The 17,650-nt window shown below is 39.6% G+C and carries 21 protein-coding genes; 13 read left to right on the top strand and 8 right to left on the bottom strand.

All coding sequences use genetic code 11. The annotated features are described in order from the left end of the window. The first annotated feature begins 195 nt into the window (after window positions 1-195). The 6 genes from BMX30_RS05035 (at window position 196) to menC (ending at window position 7,790) form a co-directional block, all read left to right on the top strand. Window positions 196-1,602 carry an isochorismate synthase gene (locus BMX30_RS05035; RefSeq protein ID WP_090741802.1) on the top strand — a complete coding sequence of 469 codons (1,407 nt, stop codon included), beginning with the start codon at window positions 196-198 and terminating at the stop codon, window positions 1,600-1,602. Beyond that, entirely contained in the window at window positions 1,599-3,356 is a 1,758-nt protein-coding gene (menD, locus tag BMX30_RS05030) for a 2-succinyl-5-enolpyruvyl-6-hydroxy-3-cyclohexene-1-carboxylic-acid synthase (RefSeq protein WP_090741801.1), read from the top strand. Before BMX30_RS05035 ends, menD begins: the two co-directional genes overlap by 4 nt. Further along, window positions 3,346-4,152: a 2-succinyl-6-hydroxy-2,4-cyclohexadiene-1-carboxylate synthase gene (menH, locus tag BMX30_RS05025; RefSeq protein WP_090741799.1), complete on the top strand. Its 807-nt coding sequence runs from the start codon at window positions 3,346-3,348 to the stop codon at window positions 4,150-4,152. The genes menD and menH overlap by 11 nt, the downstream gene beginning before the upstream one ends. A 59-nt stretch (window positions 4,153-4,211) precedes the next feature. Beyond that, window positions 4,212-5,030, top strand: a complete 819-nt coding sequence (menB, locus tag BMX30_RS05020) for a 1,4-dihydroxy-2-naphthoyl-CoA synthase (RefSeq protein ID WP_090741797.1) — start codon at window positions 4,212-4,214, stop codon at window positions 5,028-5,030. Between the two features lie 163 nt (window positions 5,031-5,193). After that, window positions 5,194-6,681, top strand: coding sequence for an o-succinylbenzoate--CoA ligase (locus BMX30_RS05015; protein ID WP_090741794.1), 1,488 nt, complete (start codon window positions 5,194-5,196; stop codon window positions 6,679-6,681). A 2-nt stretch (window positions 6,682-6,683) separates the two neighbouring features. Beyond that, complete coding sequence (menC, locus tag BMX30_RS05010; RefSeq protein WP_090741790.1) at window positions 6,684-7,790, top strand: o-succinylbenzoate synthase; 1,107 nt, start codon at window positions 6,684-6,686, stop codon at window positions 7,788-7,790. 220 nt (window positions 7,791-8,010) lie between these two features. Here the strand turns inward: menC and BMX30_RS05005 are convergent, their stop codons facing one another. Further along, entirely contained in the window at window positions 8,011-8,178 is a 168-nt protein-coding gene (locus tag BMX30_RS05005; RefSeq protein WP_090741788.1) for a DUF1540 domain-containing protein, read from the bottom strand. A gap of 117 nt (window positions 8,179-8,295) precedes the next feature. Then, the gene (locus BMX30_RS05000) at window positions 8,296-9,600 is read right to left on the bottom strand and encodes a metal ABC transporter solute-binding protein, Zn/Mn family (protein ID WP_090741786.1); all 1,305 of its coding nucleotides are present in this window, start codon (window positions 9,598-9,600) and stop codon (window positions 8,296-8,298) included. A 181-nt stretch (window positions 9,601-9,781) separates the two neighbouring features. Between BMX30_RS05000 and BMX30_RS04995 the strand changes: the two genes are divergently transcribed. Continuing rightward, window positions 9,782-10,345 carry a beta-class carbonic anhydrase gene (locus BMX30_RS04995; protein ID WP_090741785.1) on the top strand — a complete coding sequence of 188 codons (564 nt, stop codon included), beginning with the start codon at window positions 9,782-9,784 and terminating at the stop codon, window positions 10,343-10,345. On the opposite strand, the gene yidD is transcribed toward BMX30_RS04995, so the two are convergent. Then, window positions 10,326-10,580: a membrane protein insertion efficiency factor YidD gene (yidD, locus tag BMX30_RS04990; RefSeq protein WP_090741783.1), complete on the bottom strand. Its 255-nt coding sequence runs from the start codon at window positions 10,578-10,580 to the stop codon at window positions 10,326-10,328. The genes BMX30_RS04995 and yidD overlap by 20 nt on opposite strands. A 328-nt stretch (window positions 10,581-10,908) precedes the next feature. On the opposite strand from yidD, the gene BMX30_RS04985 reads away from it, so the two are divergent. After that, entirely contained in the window at window positions 10,909-11,382 is a 474-nt protein-coding gene (locus tag BMX30_RS04985; RefSeq protein ID WP_090741782.1) for an S-ribosylhomocysteine lyase, read from the top strand. 30 nt (window positions 11,383-11,412) lie between these two features. Here BMX30_RS04985 and ytzI read toward each other — a convergent pair whose 3' ends face one another. Further along, window positions 11,413-11,568, bottom strand: a complete 156-nt coding sequence (gene ytzI / locus BMX30_RS04980) for a YtzI protein (RefSeq protein WP_090741780.1) — start codon at window positions 11,566-11,568, stop codon at window positions 11,413-11,415. A 123-nt stretch (window positions 11,569-11,691) separates the two neighbouring features. Here ytzI and BMX30_RS04975 point away from each other — a divergent pair, with 123 nt between their 5' ends. Then, window positions 11,692-12,129 (top strand): Dps family protein, encoded by a 438-nt coding sequence (locus BMX30_RS04975; RefSeq protein ID WP_090741778.1) that lies wholly within the window; start codon window positions 11,692-11,694, stop codon window positions 12,127-12,129. 136 nt (window positions 12,130-12,265) lie between these two features. Here BMX30_RS04975 and BMX30_RS04970 read toward each other — a convergent pair whose 3' ends face one another. Further along, window positions 12,266-12,523, bottom strand: coding sequence for a DUF6154 family protein (locus BMX30_RS04970; RefSeq protein ID WP_090741776.1), 258 nt, complete (start codon window positions 12,521-12,523; stop codon window positions 12,266-12,268). Window positions 12,524-12,922: 399 nt separating this feature from the next. On the opposite strand from BMX30_RS04970, the gene BMX30_RS04965 reads away from it, so the two are divergent. Together BMX30_RS04965 and ytkD are read left to right on the top strand one after the other, a co-directional pair. Next, on the top strand, window positions 12,923-13,240 hold the full coding sequence (locus BMX30_RS04965; protein ID WP_090741775.1) for a hydrolase: 318 nt from the start codon (window positions 12,923-12,925) through the stop codon (window positions 13,238-13,240). 76 nt (window positions 13,241-13,316) lie between these two features. Further along, window positions 13,317-13,787: an RNA deprotection pyrophosphohydrolase gene (gene ytkD, locus BMX30_RS04960; RefSeq protein WP_090741773.1), complete on the top strand. Its 471-nt coding sequence runs from the start codon at window positions 13,317-13,319 to the stop codon at window positions 13,785-13,787. 15 nt (window positions 13,788-13,802) lie between these two features. Here the strand turns inward: ytkD and BMX30_RS04955 are convergent, their stop codons facing one another. The 3 genes from BMX30_RS04955 to BMX30_RS04945 are packed head-to-tail and all read right to left on the bottom strand — an operon-like array spanning window position 13,803 to window position 16,372. After that, entirely contained in the window at window positions 13,803-14,603 is an 801-nt protein-coding gene (locus BMX30_RS04955) for an ABC transporter permease (protein WP_090741771.1), read from the bottom strand. Continuing rightward, window positions 14,590-15,360, bottom strand: coding sequence for an ABC transporter ATP-binding protein (locus BMX30_RS04950; RefSeq protein WP_090741769.1), 771 nt, complete (start codon window positions 15,358-15,360; stop codon window positions 14,590-14,592). Before BMX30_RS04950 ends, BMX30_RS04955 begins: the two co-directional genes overlap by 14 nt. Before the next feature lie 16 nt (window positions 15,361-15,376). After that, on the bottom strand, window positions 15,377-16,372 hold the full coding sequence (locus BMX30_RS04945; protein ID WP_090741767.1) for an ABC transporter substrate-binding protein: 996 nt from the start codon (window positions 16,370-16,372) through the stop codon (window positions 15,377-15,379). 132 nt (window positions 16,373-16,504) lie between these two features. Here BMX30_RS04945 and BMX30_RS04940 point away from each other — a divergent pair, with 132 nt between their 5' ends. Both BMX30_RS04940 and BMX30_RS04935 read left to right on the top strand, forming a co-directional pair. Continuing rightward, on the top strand, window positions 16,505-17,290 hold the full coding sequence (locus BMX30_RS04940; RefSeq protein ID WP_090741765.1) for an alpha/beta hydrolase family protein: 786 nt from the start codon (window positions 16,505-16,507) through the stop codon (window positions 17,288-17,290). 39 nt (window positions 17,291-17,329) lie between these two features. Further along, window positions 17,330-17,572 carry a DUF2584 domain-containing protein gene (locus tag BMX30_RS04935; protein ID WP_090741763.1) on the top strand — a complete coding sequence of 81 codons (243 nt, stop codon included), beginning with the start codon at window positions 17,330-17,332 and terminating at the stop codon, window positions 17,570-17,572. Window positions 17,573-17,650: the final 78 nt, after the last annotated feature.

Below are 17,650 nucleotides of genomic sequence, written 5' to 3'. Positions count from 1 at the left end.
ATTTAAAGGTAGATTGGATGCTTTTCCCTAATTAGAAAACGCTTAATAATCGCTGTGATAGAGTATCATATAATAAGGAATAAACTAGTCTAACTCGTACTGGAATGATTGACATTGTCATATAGGAAGTGTATCTTAAAATAAGTTTGAAAACGTGTAATAACAGAAGAGAGGCTGTTATTGGGGGGATTAATTTTGGTTACCATCCAAGATACTGAATTGAGTCAGGGAATACTTCTTGCAATCGATAGGGCAAAACAATTAACTCAACCTATATTGGTAAGCGAGGTCCAAAAAGTTGAAGGGATTAACCCTTCCAATTTTTTTGCGGCTGGTCGCAACCGCTTTTTAGGCGAAAGGTTTTTTTGGAAGGACCCGAATGGAACTCATACTCTGGTTGGAATGGGAATTGCTAAGCAGATTCAGTCAAATCAAGTAGTAAACCGATTTATGGATGTTGAAAGCAAGTGGAGCAATATTATTGAATCAGCTATTATTATTGGTGAACAAAAAGAGTCTGGAACTGGTCCCAGTCTATTCGGAGGGTTCACTTTTGATCCAGTGAAGAAAAAGACAAAATTGTGGTCGAAGTTTTCCGACTCCTTATTTCATATTCCAAGCTATATGCTTTCAATCGTAAATGAACAGGCGTATCTTACAACAAATGTCGTCTGTACACAGCACGATGACCATCGTCTAGTTGAGAAAGTCAACGCAGAACGGCAAGCTGTTTTAGGGGCCGCTGCTCGTAAACTAGAGTTTTCTATTGCGTCCATCGAGCACATTGATGAAATTAGACCAGATGAATGGAAAAAGTCCGTCACCGAGCTTGTGGATTCCTTTGAGGGTAGTGACTTGAAAAAGGTGGTCTTGGCGAGGGAATTAAGATTACGTTTTAATGATCATGTTAAGGTTGAACGAGCTTTGAAACATTTGTTGGCTGAACAACCAGAGAGCTATGTATTTGCATTTGAAGTAAACGGGGATTGCTTTTTGGGGGCCTCTCCTGAACGACTTGTTAAAAGAGAGGGGGAAAAGGTCTTTTCGACTTGTCTTGCTGGTTCTATCGCAAGAGGAAGTACCCCTACTGAGGACCGTTTACTTGGAGAAAGCCTTCTAAAAGATCAAAAGAATCTAGTGGAGCACGAGTATGTAGTTGAAATGATTAAAGAGGCAATGAATGAAACTTGTGAATACATCACAATCCCTAATCGGCCGGAATTGATGAAGACAAAATATATCCAGCATTTATATACTCCAGTCATCGGGAAATGTAAGCAAACGACATCTTTACTAGATATCGTGGACAGACTCCATCCTACACCGGCACTAGGAGGGCTTCCTCAAGAAGCAGCTGTACAGAGAATTAGAGAGGTCGAAGAACTAGATCGAGGGTTCTATGCTGCACCGATAGGTTGGCTTGATTACCATGGGAATGGTGAATTTGCTGTTGCTATCCGTTCAGCCTTAATTCAAGGAATGGAAGCTTCCCTTTTTGCTGGTTGTGGGGTAGTCGCTGATTCTGATGCGGAAAGCGAATATATTGAAACCAGTATCAAGTTTCGGCCGATGCTGACTGCGCTTGGAGGAAATAAAAGATGAGTCATCAAGAAGGTTTGACAGCCTATTTAGCAGCATTTGTCGCAGAGCTAGCCCATTCTGGAGTAAAGGATATCGTTATTAGTCCTGGATCACGGTCAACACCTATTGCCCTAGTAATGGCAGAGCATCCTGATTTGAATCTTCATATACATGTTGATGAGCGTTCTGCAGCGTATTTTGCTCTGGGTATTGCAAAAGCATCAAAGAAACCTGTAGCTATTTTATGTACATCAGGAACGGCAGCGGCTAATTATTACCCTGCTATTATTGAAGCGAAAATATCAAGAGTGCCATTAATGGTTCTTACGGCTGATCGTCCTCATGAATTACGAGATGTGGGGGCACCGCAAGCAATCGACCAAATTCACCTCTATGGACAAAATGTTAAATGGTTTGTAGAAATGTCCCCTCCAGATCATCGTGAGGACATGATCCGCTACTCACGTATGGTTTGTGCTCGAGCGGCAGCTACAGCCATTCGTTATCCTGCAGGACCTGTTCATTTGAACTTCCCTTTAAGGGAACCTTTGATTCCAAATCTCCACGAGAAGTTATTTGAACTTCCAGAACGAAGCGAAGGCTATGTGGAGATTCATGAAGGTAAGCTTTCTCTATCAGAGGGAACCACACGTGCAATTGTGAATAGTCTCTCCGCTAAGCGAAGAGGGATGATTGTATGTGGACCGATTGAGGACGAGAACTTTGCAGAAGCTGTTATTGAATTAGCCAAAAGACTTCAGTTTCCGGTATTGGCGGATCCACTGTCCCAATTGCGTAGTGGGAAGCATTCTGGAGAGCTTATCATTGATGCTTATGATACATTTTTGCGTTATGAAGATGTGAAAAAGACTTTAACACCGGATGTGATTATCAGATTTGGTGCGATGCCGGTTTCAAAGGCTCTATCGATTTTTATGAAAGAAAATCGTATGGTGAGACAAATTGTAGTCGATGGAGGTAGTGGATGGCGGGACCCACTGACGTCTGCGACCGAGATGATTTATTGTGATGAAAGTTTGTTTAGTAAGACGGTAACACAGCTCGTCGAACCGAGTAATGACTCAGCATATTTAGACAAATGGCAAACTATAAACCATCATACAAAAGGGACACTCTCAGCTATTCGAGATAACCAAGAACTTAGTGAGGGGAAGCTTTTCCATATGCTTGCAGACCTTTTGCCTAAAGGATCCACCTTGTTTGTTGGCAATAGCATGCCAATACGTGATCTAGACAGCTTCTTTTTTATGAATGAAAAGGAAATTAGGATTATGGGGAACCGCGGGGCAAATGGTATAGATGGAATTGTCTCGACAGCATTGGGTGCTGCGACGGTTTCACAACCGCTTTACTTAGTTCTAGGAGATCTGACATTTTTTCATGACTTAAATGGATTACTTGCAGCAAAGCTTTTTAAGCTAGATGTTACGATTATTGTTATCAATAACAATGGGGGCGGAATATTCTCCTTTTTACCACAAGCGGACCATCCAAAGCATTTTGAAAAGCTGTTTGGTACTCCACTCGATCTTGATTTCCACCATGCTGTTGACATGTTTGGTGGTTCTTTTGTGAAAGTACAGGATTGGGATCATTTCCAAGAAGTTTTCCGGCAAATAATTGATCAGCAAGGGATTAAAGTGTTGGAAATATCGACAGATAGGGACAGGAATTTAAGAGAACATCGAGATTTGTGGAAATCTGTTTCCCGGGAAATAAGCCAGGTCATAAAGAGTGCGGATTATGGAGAATAAACTCAATGAAGTTCACTACCATGTTGAACAAGCAGGAACGGGATTTCCGCTCCTCATGTTCCATGGATTCACAGGAAAGTCATCGACCTGGACACCGTTTTCTGCTTCGATAGGATTAACGTCTAGAATGATTATGGTAGACTTAATTGGGCACGGCAGGTCTCAATCACCACCAAATCATGAGAGGTACGATATCCTTAAGGTTGCTGATGATATGAAGCTTTTGTTGGATAAGTTGGGGATTGAGAAGACTGACCTACTAGGCTACTCGATGGGTGGTAGGCTGGCGATCACATTTGCGGCAAACTATCCCGAAATGGTTCGAAAGATAGTGCTAGAAAGCACGACTCCAGGACTACGCACAGCAGAAGAACGAGAATCCCGCAAAAAGCAGGACACAAAGCTGGCTTCAATCATTCTTTCAAATGGGATAGAAGAGTTTGTCAATTATTGGGAGGGTATTCCTTTATTTCAGACTCAAAAGAATCTTCCCGCCGAAACAAGGGAAGCAATAAGAACACAGCGCCTTCAGAATTCTCCTATAGGGTTAGCTAATAGCTTACTTGGGATGGGGACAGGAGCACAGCCATCTTGGTGGAATTCTCTTTCTACATTTGAGTTTGATACATTGCTTTTAGCAGGAGAACGGGATGAGAAGTTTTGCAAAATAAGTGATGAGATGGCTAATTTGCTGCCTCGTGTAAAAAAAATGTCTGTTAGGAACGCTGGTCATGCGATTCATGTGGAAGAACCTGAAAAATTTGGTACAATAGTAAGTGAGTTTTTGTCGAAGTAAGGAAAAATACGATGTGTGACAAAGGTTCATTTTCAATTACATAAAAGGAGGAATATGAATTGGCAGTTGAGTGGGTTTCAGAACGTACTTACGAAGATATTTTATATGAAACATATAATGGTATCGCTAAAATTACGATTAACCGTCCAGAAGTACGCAATGCCTTTCGTCCAAAGACAGTAATGGAACTGATTGACGCATTTGCTTATGCCCGTGATGATTCAAATGTTGGTGTCATCATTTTAACTGGTGCAGGAGACATGGCGTTTTGTTCAGGTGGAGACCAAAGTGTACGTGGACATGGTGGTTATGTAGGTGAAGACCAGATTCCACGGCTTAATGTCCTAGACTTGCAGCGCTTAATCCGTGTTATTCCAAAGCCGGTTATTGCTATGGTAAGAGGTTATGCAATTGGAGGCGGACACGTTCTTCATGTTGTGTGTGACTTAACAATTGCAGCTGATAATGCAATTTTTGGTCAAACAGGACCAAAGGTTGGTAGCTTTGATGCTGGTTATGGTTCAGGTTACCTAGCTAGAATTATTGGCCATAAAAAGGCTCGCGAAATCTGGTACCTATGCCGTCAATACAATGCACAAGAAGCTCTTGATATGGGTCTTGTTAATACAGTTGTTCCACTTGACCAGGTTGAAGATGAAACCATTAAGTGGTGTGAAGAAATTCTTGAAAAAAGCCCAACAGCAATTCGTTTCTTAAAGGCTGCTATGAATGCTGATACAGATGGACTAGCAGGTATTCAACAATTTGCTGGTGATGCTACTTTGCTCTACTATACAACGGAAGAAGCAAAAGAAGGGCGAAATGCCTTTAAGGAAAAACGGAAACCTGATTTTGGTCAGTTCCCTCGTTTCCCTTAATAAGCTAAATAATCGTATAAAAGCAGCTTGGTGGATTTCCATCAAGCTCTTTTCTACTATAAAAGTGTAAAAAGTTTGATTTTAAGAAACGTTTAGCACAAAAACTGTTGGCTTGTGAACCTAGGCTTTTGTGCTTTTCTAAAATTGGAGTGTTTTTTATTCTATGAAACAGCTTGTCCCTAACTTTCTCAAGAAACGTGCGGATTTAACCCCCGATCGGGTAGCATTGATTTTTGAAGAAACGAATTATACATTTAGACAGCTTTTTGAATATTCCAGGGAAATAGCGGGTCAACTTTGTTCAATTGGCTTAAAGAAAGAAAGCACGGCTGGGGTATTATTATCCAACCACAAAGACTCAGTTATGATTTTATATGCATTGCAGATGCTAGGCGTTAGAGCAGTCATCTTAAATAACCGACTGACTTCAGAAGAACTCCTATGGCAGCTCGAGGATTCAGAAGTGGACGTGCTTTTATATGAAAATGCGTTTGCGAATAAAATAACTGAGATCAAAAAGACTTTTCCTCGTGCTGTAATTGAGAAAGAAGAGCTATTTCAGTTGGAAGTGGCTGAAGCTTTTATTGAAAATGAATTCGACTTAGACGATGTGACAACGATTATGTACACTTCGGGGACGACTGGTCATCCGAAAGGAGTTTTGCAAACCTTCGGAAACCATTGGTGGAGTGCGACTGCCTCTGCTCTAAATATCGGGCTAAGCGATGAGGATCGCTGGCTTTGTGCGGTTCCCATTTTTCATATTAGCGGTTATTCAATTCTAATGAAAAGTGTAATCTATGGAATGACTGTTGTACTCCATCAAACCTTTAATGAAAAAGCTGCTATTGAAGATATTTTAAAATATCGGGTAACAACCATGTCTGTGGTTAGTACGATGCTTCTTAGGATAAATGAGCGCCTAGAGGTCAATCAACTACCAGGACACTTTCGTTGCATGTTACTAGGAGGTGGTCCCGCTCCGCTCTCCTTGCTAGAAGATTGTAAAGAAAAAGGAATACCTGTCTACCAATCGTATGGGATGACCGAAACAGCTTCCCAATTTGCGACTTTGGCCCCAGAATATAGTCTTTCAAAGCTTGGATCGGCTGGAAAAGCATTATTTCCAAACCAAATAAAAATTATTGGGAAAAATGGGGAAGAAGTGTCCAATCATTCTGAGGGAGAAATTGTGGTAAAAGGGCCAAATGTAACAATTGGTTACTTAAATCGTGTTTTGGAAACCAGTGAAAGTATTAAAAATGGTTGGTTTCATACAGGGGATATCGGCTATTTAGACGCTGAAGGGTTTTTATATGTACTAGACCGCCGCTCCGACTTAATTATATCTGGAGGAGAAAATATATATCCAGCTGAGATAGAGGGCGTGCTGATGTCGCACCCGGATATAGCGGATGCTGGAGTTATCGGTTTTACAGATTCTAAATGGGGTCAAGTTCCAGGCGCATTCATTGTAGCAAAGGGAAACACGAATCTATCAGAGGGAGAGCTTATCGAGTTTTGTACCAAATTGCTTGCAAAGTATAAAGTTCCTAAGGTCTTTAGATTTGTGGAGGAATTGCCACGTAACGCTTCAAAAAAGTTACTGAGGAAAAATCTCCGTGAAATGGTAAAAAAGGAGCATTCTTAAGAATGAATATTCATTCAATCAAGTTGTCAATCATAAGTATGCCTCTAAAAGCCCCGTTTAGTAGTCATCTAGAAACGGTCACAGAACGTGAGGCGATTATAGTTGAAGTGACTGGGAAAGATGGATTTCAAGGATATGGGGAAGGGGTGGCTTTTTCTTCCCCTTGGTATACGGAAGAAACGGTCAATACCTCCTATCACATGCTGAAGGATTATCTTATCCCATTACTAAAGCAATCTCCTGCTCAACATCCGCTAGAAGTAATAGATCGATTTAGTGTCTTTCGTCGAAATCATATGGCGAAAGCTGCTCTAGAAACTGCTCTATGGGACTTACATGCAAAGAGACAGAACGTCACCCTTTCGAATTTGTTGGGCAGTAATGCGAGTGAAATACCTGCCGGCGTGGTAGTTGCAACATCTTCATTGCCTGAGGCTATTAAACAAACAGAAAACTACTTAGCGGAAGGATATACACGGGTGAAAATAAAGATTTCACCAGAGAATGATCTTGTTTATGTACCTGAACTACGGAAGAGGTTTCCTTCTCTGGTACTAATGGCTGATGCTAACTCAGCTTACTCTTTGGAAGATATAGATAGATTAAAAGCACTTGATGAATATAATCTGTTAATGATTGAGCAGCCATTAGCTTTTGACGATATCGTAGACCATTCCGTTGTTCAAAGGGAATTAACCACTCCGATTTGTTTAGATGAAAGTATTGTTACCTTTGATGATGCCCGAAAGGCTGTACAACTAGGGAGTTGTAAGGTGATAAATATAAAAATTGGTAGGGTTGGCGGCCTTGCAACAGCCAAGAGAATACATGATTTCTGTAAAGAAAAAGGGATTCCTGTTTGGTGTGGTGGGATGATTGAGTTCGGTATTTCCAGAGCACATAATATCGCACTGGCGTCCTTACCGGGATTTACAATTCCAGGTGATATCTCTGGTTCTAATCGATATTGGGATGAAGATATTATTGATCCGGAAGTTAAAGTTAAAAACGGTTATATTAGTATTCCAAAGGAATCAGGTATTGGTTTTCAGATAAATAAAGAAAGAATGAAAAAAGTTACGATACATGAAGAAATTTTCTTGTTTTGAGTAGCAGTCCTTGATTGACGGGGCTGTTTTTTTATTGCTAAGGAATTGGTAAAAGTTTAAGGGTGTGGATAATTGTGTTCGTTCTCTGTATCCAGATCGACTCTGAATTATTCGGCCCGATGGGAACTTGGCAGAGTAATAAACAGGCTGTTCTCGTAAGAAAAGAACAGTGCCAATCATAAACAACAGGCAGCCAAGGGCCACCTGTTTACTTCTTGAGTTAGCTTAATGTTTCTTCAATTGGCTCAAATGTCTTACAATCAGTTCCTCTGCTATTTTCAGCAGTCTCTCCTGTATGGCTTACCACATAAATACTGTCTGCACTACAAAGATTTCCCTGAGCCCAGAATTGACAGTTATTCACTTCACAAAGTACATCTTTTGCCATTTGTATCACTCCTCTTATATGGTTGGCATGATACAAGATTATTTTCTGCTTATTGAAGTAGAATAACCTTAACAATATTAGGCAGAAAGCCACCTCTCTATCGAAAGGTGGTTTTCATTAATCATTTAATGCTTTTTTCAGCGTCTCCAAATTCTTTTCCATTAAACTAAAATAGGTCTCACCGTTGTTAAGATCTTCTTCCGTTAATACAGATAAATTGTGTAAGGTAAGAGATTTTGCTCCAAGCTCCTTTTGCACTGCTTCTCCAAGCCTTGATTGGAAATTTTGTTCGAAGAGTACATATTTCAGTTCTGCTTTTTTGCCATGATCAATTAGATTTTGTAGTTCCTTTTGGGAAGGTTCACTTGTTGTAGACATTCCAGAAATACTAATTTGTTCTATCCCATAACGCTCTTCCCAATACCCAAAGGCTGAGTGGGAGACGATTATTTCATGGTGTTTAGCGGAGGTGACCATTTCGTTAAATTGGGAATTTAATTTATCTAAATCTTTAATTAGAGCCTGATAATTCTCATTGAAAGTTTCTTCATGAGATGGTAGTTCCAAAATTAGCTGATCTTTTATCGCTGCTGCTAGATCTTTGGCATATACAGGATCAATCCAAACATGAGGGTCAATATCCCCGTGGTTATGGTTATGTTCTCCTTCATGTTCCGTTTCACCATGAGCGTCAGCTTCGTGATTTTCGCCTTCATGTCCTGCCTCCTCATGGCTACCGTCACCATGAGCGTCAGCTTCATGATTTTCGTCTTCATGTCCTGCCTCCTCATGGCTACCGTCACCATGAGCGTCAGCTTCATGATTTTCGTCTTCATGTCCTGCCTCCTCATGGCTACCGTCACCATGAGCGTCAGCTTCATGATTTTCGTCTTCATGTCCTGCCTCCTCATGGCTACCGTCACCATGAGCATCAGCTCCATGATTTTGGTCTTCATGCCCTGCTTCCTCGTGGCTACCGTCATCATGAGCATCAGCTTCGTGATTTTCGTCTCCATGACTTGATTCCCCATGGTTCTCATCCTCATGATCTATAGAGTCCTCGAAATGAATTCTCTCACCGGCTGCGAGCATCGTAACATCTTCGGTTTTTAAAGTGCCCTTAGCTTTCTCGACAAAGCCTTCAAGACCAAGACCAATAAAAATAAACAAGTCGGATTCAGCAAGTTTAATCATATCCTTTTGAGAAGGTTCAAAAGTATGCTCATCAGCACCAGGTGGGTAAATAGATTCCACCTCGACATAAGTACCACCAATTCTTTCGGTGAAATACTCTAACGGATATACAGTTGTGTACACATTTAATAAATCAGGATTCTTTGTCTCAGTTGGTTGTTCTGAACAACCTGACAGAAAAATACTAATGATTAGTATAAAGCCCCCGAATAAGATAGATTTTTTCATCATAAGCCCCCAGTTCAAAATATAAGGAAAATAAAATAGTTGTTTGTTCTAATCCGTAATGATTACGATTTACTTTATGTATCTTACCTAAAAATCAGTATAAAAGCAAGATTAATTTAAATTGGGTAAAATTTGCTGTATTCTATTTATATGATTAGTTTAATGAAGGTAGGGTGATACTATGAGGTTGCTTGAAGATATATTAAGTTTTAATACATCATTTGTGGCTGAGAAAAAGTATGAGCAGTTTGAGACAGGTAAATTTCCAATTAAAAAAATGGTTATTTTGACCTGTATGGATACGAGACTACTAGAGTTATTACCTAATGCCTTAAATGTTAAAAATGGGGATGTGAAAATTGTTAAAAATGCTGGAGCACTTGTTTCACACCCTTTTGGAAGTATAATGCGAAGCCTCCTAGTGGCGGTTTACCAGCTACAGGCAAAAGAAGTACTCGTCATTGGGCACCATGATTGTGGTATGAGTGGAATGAAGCCGGCTGGAATAATGGAGGAAATGAGAAAGCGCGGCATACAAGAGGAGGTTTTTGAAACACTGACTTACTCGGGTATTAAGGTAAACGATTGGTTACATGGTTTTGAAAATGTAAATGAGAGCGTGGCTCACAGTGTAGATGTTATTCGAAATCATCCATTAATGGCGAAAGATATTCCGGTTCATGGATTGGTTATTGACCCCAAAACAGGAAAACTCGATTTAGTAACTAGTGGTTATGAGGTTTAATCTTTTTTCGTTTCGACCACTCATCAGGGACATAATCAAATCCACCTGGGTTAAAAGGATGACATTTCATTATCCTAACTAAAGTTAACCATCCTCCCTTAAATGGGCCGAACTTTTTCACTGCCTCTAATCCATAATGAGAGCAGGTAGGATAAAAACGGCAAGTCGGTGGCTTTATTGGGGAGATAACGACTTGGTAAAAACGAATGACAGCAAGCATAAGTTTCTTTAACACCTTTTATCACTCCAACCTGTTTTAATTGTAAATACCATATCATAATTCTATCTATTAGGAAATTAAATCGCTGCCTTGTAGTGACAGGCTGTTTCATTACTTCTAAAACTTTATTAAACATAAGTTGTTTGGAATAGCAAACCAACAACTAATTTTATGAATAAAAATAAATTCAAAAAAAACAGACTAGTGGAATAATATTATTTCATGTATGATAAAAAAGAAGGCTGTTTTCTGTATAGAGATAGCCCAGAACTTTAATATTCAGCTTAAGAAGCAACAATGTTTTAGAAAAGAGCCAACTAGAAATGTTAAGGAGTGAATAGATATGCCTTCAGTTGAAAGCTTTGATCTTGATCATAACGCCGTAAAAGCCCCTTATGTAAGACACTGTGGTGTTCATAAGGTAGGAAGCGACGGAGTAGTAAATAAATATGATATTCGATTCTGCCAGCCTAATAAACAGGCCATGAAGCCAGATACAATACATACTCTGGAGCATTTGCTCGCTTTTAACCTCCGTGAACATGCTGAAAAACACAGCCATTTTGAAATTATTGATATCTCGCCAATGGGGTGCCAGACCGGATATTATCTAGTAGTAAGTGGGACTCCATCGCTAGAAGAGGTTATTGATCTACTAGAGGATACAATGAAAGCAGCTGTTGAAATCACAGAGATTCCTGCAGCAAATGAGAAACAATGTGGCCAAGCTAAACTTCATGATCTTGATGGCGCAAAGCGTTTAATGAACTTCTGGCTAACACAGAGTAAAGAAGAACTAAAGCAGGTATTTGCATAAAAAATAACGAAGCCAGTACAACTGGCTTCGTTATTTTTTTTGGTTGTGTTCGTCTTCCTGGAGATGGGGATTGTCTTCAAGTGAATCTACTTTGTGCTCGTATTTATAGGCTTTAGATGTCGTTAAAACAGCAAGAAGAAGTACGACAAAGATGATAATCATAGAAATAATAAGAACGGTGAGCATAAAAATCCCTCCTTTGCCTCAAAATGATTTTAGCATGTTTTTTTTCATTCAACCTAGGAAAGAGCTTAAAATGTTTAGCTTGTCCATATGGGGGAATACAAAATAATAGGAGGATGATATATAATGTCAACAGAACTTATTCAATCAGTAAACAAGCATGTCGCAACTTGGACTGTTTTGTACACAAAGTTGCATAATTATCATTGGTATGTAAAAGGCCCGCATTTCTTTACTTTACATGCAAAGTTCGAGGAACTTTATAATGAGGCAGCAGTAGTAATTGACGAATTTGCAGAAAGAATTTTAGCGCTTGAAGGGAAGCCAGTAGGGACTCTAAAAGAGTGCTTAGAAATTTCATTTATAGAAGAAGCAACAGGCACTGAAAATGAGGAAGAGATGGTTAGAACATTAAGTGGTGATTTATCTAAAATTGCGGATGAACTACAAGCCGGTATTGACCTTGCTGAGAAGGCGGACGATGAAGGAACCGCGGACATGCTCTTAGGTGTAAAGAAAAGTGTAAGAAAGCATCTATGGATGTTCAAAGCGTATCTGGGATAATAAAAAAAGCCTGCAAACGACAAAATCGTTCTGCAGGCTTTTTATTTATAGGTGTTTTTGTAGCTAAAAAGTCCATTTAGATTTAAGAGCAACAATGTTTAAGAAAAGAGCCTTATCTATTTATGTAGTGAAGGTTTTAATGAATATTACGTGATTGAAATAATGGGGCTCGTCTTTGTCCATATTCCTCTTGTGCAAACTTCCCCTTTAAACTCTCGATTAAGTAAAGCCCGATAAGATCATATAGCTCTTGAGTATCTAGCTCTTTGATGATGTGGATTAAATCATCTCGGTTCATTTCCTCAAGAAAAGCAAAGGCAAGCATATCAATATCCTCATCATCCCCTGTTAGCTTATCTCGATACAATTCAAATAGCTCATCGACCAATTTCAATTTTTCCACCCCTTTTCTTTGTTTTTTTCAGCATGACGCATCATTTCTTTGTGTTTATTTATTAGTAGATACCCTCCACGAGACTGGTTTATTCCTTAATCGTATCACTACTTTAATTTTAACATGAAACGGAAGCAGACTTAAGGTTTAACTTCGTTTATGGCTCTTTTCTCAAACTTTGTTACGTTTAGAAATAAATACAGAGGAATTACGCGTTGTTTCACTCAAATATAGCTTTTGTTATTTGTGAAAAGAGTCTGAAAACTGTCTTTAACACACAAACTAGCTTAGCTTGCGTTAAAATCGGCTTTAGGATTTTAACAATAATTTTTACGAAAAACAGCCTCGTTTATTAAACGATAAAGCTGGGGAAACTCATAAGCAAAGGAGTGAGTTTCAATGGAGGAAAGAAAAAAAACGTATTACATTGATATTGGAAGCGGTGAAATTTCTCAAAGTTCTACTGCCTCCACGTGGAGTTTTAAAATAGAAGCGAACGATGAAGAAATCACTCAGTTAAGAGAAGAATTTGATTATAACTATTCGGAAGGCGTCGAGAATTTTTTGAGGGCTCATATCCCTTTTGTTGAGTACCATAATGACAAGCAGAACCATACTCAGGACCGAAGTTTAGTCAGAATCTACGAAATGATTCACCAACTTGGTGATGATGAAACCAAAATGCATATTGAAAGCATGGGCATCCTACCTAAATGATTTAGCAGATTTCCCCTCCTTTCTCCATTCATTGTATAATCATACAAAGAAGAATATGCATGTAATGGAGGATTAAATGATTCATTTTCGTGATACAAATGGTTCAAAAGTAACATTCGTGTTTAAGGAAAACGGTTTTGACCGTGAACCAGACCATGTACTGGTTATTAGCAAATATAACGGTAATTGGGTAATGACGGATCATAGAACTAGAGGCTGGGAATTCCCTGGAGGGAAACGGGAAGCAGGAGAGACATTGGAGCAAGCGGCAAACCGTGAAGTTTTTGAAGAAACAGGAGGGATTCTGGCTAGCTTGCAATTCTTAGGTGAATACGAAGTGAAAGGATTGCAATCTTCGTTTATTAAACGAATCTACCTGGCAGAAATCAACGAGTTTGTAGAAAAACATGATTACCTCGAAACAAACGGTCCAGTTTTGGTGAGTGGTGATTTACTGACGGAAAGATTTGAAGCCCACTATAGCTTTATTATGAAGGACGAAGTTGTTAAGCTTAGCCTACAGCGCATAGAAACGGCCGGGAACTAATGCCGGCCGTTTTGCCTAATCTTTAATAAGTTTCTTTTCAAGCAACTCAACAAGTTGGTACATAAGAGTGGCAAATACAGCAATAACTAGTAGTGACAAAAAGACAAGTGTGAAATCAAATACTTGGAAACCATAAATAATCATATAACCAAGTCCCCGCGAGGAAGTTAGAAATTCACCTACGATAACCCCTACCCATGATAATCCGACGTTTACTTTCAAGGTTGAAATGATGGTGGGGAAAGACGCTGGCAAGATTGCTTCCTTAAAACTTTGAAACCGAGTGGCACCAAATATTTGTAATACTTTTACATAATTTGGATCTACCTCTTTAAATGCTGTGAAAACGACAATCGTGGTGATAATAACCGATACAAGGGTCCCCATTGCAACAATCGATGTCATATTTGCACCAAGCGCGACAATTAAAATGGGGCCTAAAGCGACCTTAGGCATTGCATTTAATATGACCAGAAAAGGGTCCAGTATTTTAGATAAGATTGGGGACCACCATAGAATAGCAGCTAGTAATGTTCCAAGCAGGGTACCTGCCAGAAAGCCGAGAATTGTTTCGGTCACTGTAATTCCAAGGTTTGCGACAAGCGAACCATCAAGGGACTTTTTAATAAATAGATCCCAAACTTTTGATGGAGAGCTAAAAATTAGCGGATCAATCCAGTGAAGTCTACTTGCTGATTCCCATGCCACAAAAAACAAGATGAAAATAAGCCCTTGAAAAAATCGGACAAATCTTTTTTCTCGTTTTAACCCACTCAAATACTGTTCGTGAAGACTTTTAATTTCATTCTTTGTCAAGTGATTCCAGCTCCTTCCATATAGTCTGGAAAAGTTCAGTATAAGATTGGTGATTTCTGGCTTTAAATGGCGGTAATGCTTTTAGGTCTTCAGGTACCAAAAAGGTTTTATGAACTCTACCAGGACTTGGAGAGAACAGGACGATTCGATCGCTCATTGCAATAGCTTCACCAATATCATGGGTGACAAGGATGGCCGTTTTATTAAAATTTTTAAGTGTATTTGAGACGAGGTCCTCTAGTTTTAACTTTGTTTGAAAATCAAGTGCTGAAAATGGTTCATCGAGCATTAAGAGTTTTGGTTCGGTTGCAAGTGTACGTACAAGGGCAACCCTTTGACGCATCCCGCCGGATAATTGTTTAGGGTAAAATGACTCAACGTCGTTCAGTCCCATCTGCTCGAGGAGGGAGACTGTCGTTCTTTTGGTCTCCTTTGTCAGGTTTCCATTAATTTTATGCCCAAGTTGGATATTCTCTTCAATGGTCTTCCACGGGAAAAGATAATCCTGCTGAAGCATGTATCCAATGTCATTTTGAGAAGTTTTTACTGGTTTGTTTTCAAGGAGCACGTTCCCGCTAGTTGGCTCGATTAGTCCTGCTATAATTGAGAGAAGAGTTGTTTTACCGCAGCCACTAGGGCCAAGAAAGGAGATGAACTCCCCTTCCTTGACATCTAAGGTAATATCACTGAGAGCTGTAGTCGCAGACGACCTCGTAAAATACGTATGGTGTAGTTCTTTAATTGATAGGAATTCCATTAGGCTGCGTCCTCCTTTACTTTATTACTTCTTCTGCAATCTTTGTATTGACTAGCTCATCATGACGAACTTCTTTTGGAAGTTCTCCTGCTTCATCCATAATATCTTGGAGATTGTTCCATTCCGCTTCGTCAAGAATTGGGTCGGTTGCAAAGGAACCTTGACTTTTATATCGATCTACAGCCATTTCGAGAATTTCAATATCTGTATCCTCAAAAAATGGTTGAACGGCTTCAGCGATTTCTTTTGAGTTGGTTGAATCTACCCATTGCTGGGCCTTGTATAATGCTTTAGTGAACTTTTCAATTGATTCTTCATTTGCATCCATATAGCTTTGTTTAGCCATAAAGGTTGTATATGGAACATGGCCAGATTCTGTTCCGAAAGAAGCTACAATATGTCCTCTTCCTTCTTTTTCGAAAATGCTAGCTTGAGGTTCAAATAATTGAACATAATCGCCCGTTCCACTAGCAAAAGCACTAGTGATATTGGCAAAATCAACATTTTGGATCAAGTTCAAATCAGCATGTGGATCAATTCCGTGTTTTTTTAGAACAAATTCGCCAACCATTTGTGGCATTCCACCTTTACGCTGTCCTAAAAAGGTAGAGCCTTTTAGATGATCCCATGTGAAATCTTCAACTTCATTTCGAGAAACGAGAAAGGTTCCATCTGTTTGCGTTAGCTGACCAAAATTTATGACGGGGTCGCTAGTACCAGCAGCGTAGACGTAAATGGATGTTTCTGAACCAACAAGACCAATGTCGGCACCGTCAGAAATTAGGGAGGTCATGACCTTGTCGCCACCCCAAACGGTTTTAAGGTCAATAGTTAAGCCTTCCTCTTCGAAAAATCCTTCGGTGAGTGCTGCATACAATGGTGCATAAAAAATGGAGCGCGTCACTTCAGCTACCCGAATCGTTTCTGTTTTCTCCTTACCGCAAGCGGCTAAAGGGATAATAAGAACCAGGGAAATAAATAGTAAAACACCAGGTTTCATCCACTTTTTCATTTAAAATAACCTCCTCTTAAATTTGGGCTTTTTCGTTTTACGATATCGTATGATGCTGGTGAAAATGTGTGCCCAGATTTGGAAGAGCAAAGTTTTTAGATTGGTGTTTATCACGATAACGGAGGTGTCATATTGAATAACGGTAAAGTGGTCGAAAAATACAAATTTCCTTCCCCGAACCCCAATGTGAATTTACATATCATTACTTATTACTCTAATGGCTTAAAAGTTAAGGGAATGCTTGCAACACCAGTTAGTGAAAATACACATGACGGATTCTTATACTTGCGCGGAGGAATTAAGAATGTTGGGCAAGTGAGACCAGCGAGAATTGCTCAGTTTGCCTCAGAGGGGTTTATCGTATTTGCTCCTTTTTATCGCGGCAACCGAGGGGGAGAAGGAAACGAGGATTTTGCTGGTGAAGATCGACATGATGCTTTTGCAGGTTATGAGCTACTTAAAGCGTTACCCCAAGTGAAACAAGTTCATATTTTTGGCTTTTCTAGGGGTGGGGTAATGGCTTTGTTAACAGCAATCGAATATCCTGAAGCAGCATCTGTTGTCACCTGGGGGGGCGTAAGTGATATGTCCTTAACATACTTGGAAAGAAAAGACCTAAGAAAAATGATGAAAAGAGTTATTGGGGGGACCCCGATGAAGTTTCCAAGTCGATATCGTCATCGGACTCCGCTGTATCAGATAAATCAGATTCAAGCACCTGTTTTAATTATCCATGGTGAGCAAGATCGCAATGTGTCAGTTGAACATTCTTATCGTCTGGAAAAACGGCTAAAGGAATTGGACAAGTCGGTAACAAGCTGGTATTTTGCACAATATACACATTATTTTCCTCCAAAGGTGAATAGGCAAGTTGTAAAAGATTTAACAAATTGGATGAAAATGATTCGTCAAAAGTGATAAGATTAAGGTGAGAATCCTGGAAGGAGTGCATTTCATATGGGGATGCCATTAGAGCTTAACACAATGATTGTCACAAAGGGCCGTGAAGAAAGGCTTGAGGAAAACTTATTTCGCTTACAAAAAGATGGCTATAGGCTGTACCCGATTGATATTCCTCTTGAAGTGAAAAAGATGATTGAAGGAGAATCAAGTGGAACTGCAATCATCAAAAAACTCGAATGGAGCGGAACTAAAACGGTTATCATTTATCAGCTATTATCTCTAAATTCTACAAATTAACAAGGTGCCTGCGGGCATCTTTTATTTTTTTTGCTCTTTCAATCAAGTAAGGCAAGAAACGATGAGAAATCATCTAAG

It is taken from the genome of Mesobacillus persicus, assembly GCF_900109925.1.
GTDB lineage: Bacteria > Bacillota > Bacilli > Bacillales > Cytobacillaceae > Mesobacillus_B > Mesobacillus_B persicus.
This window is presented reverse-complemented; position numbering and strand designations above follow the sequence as displayed.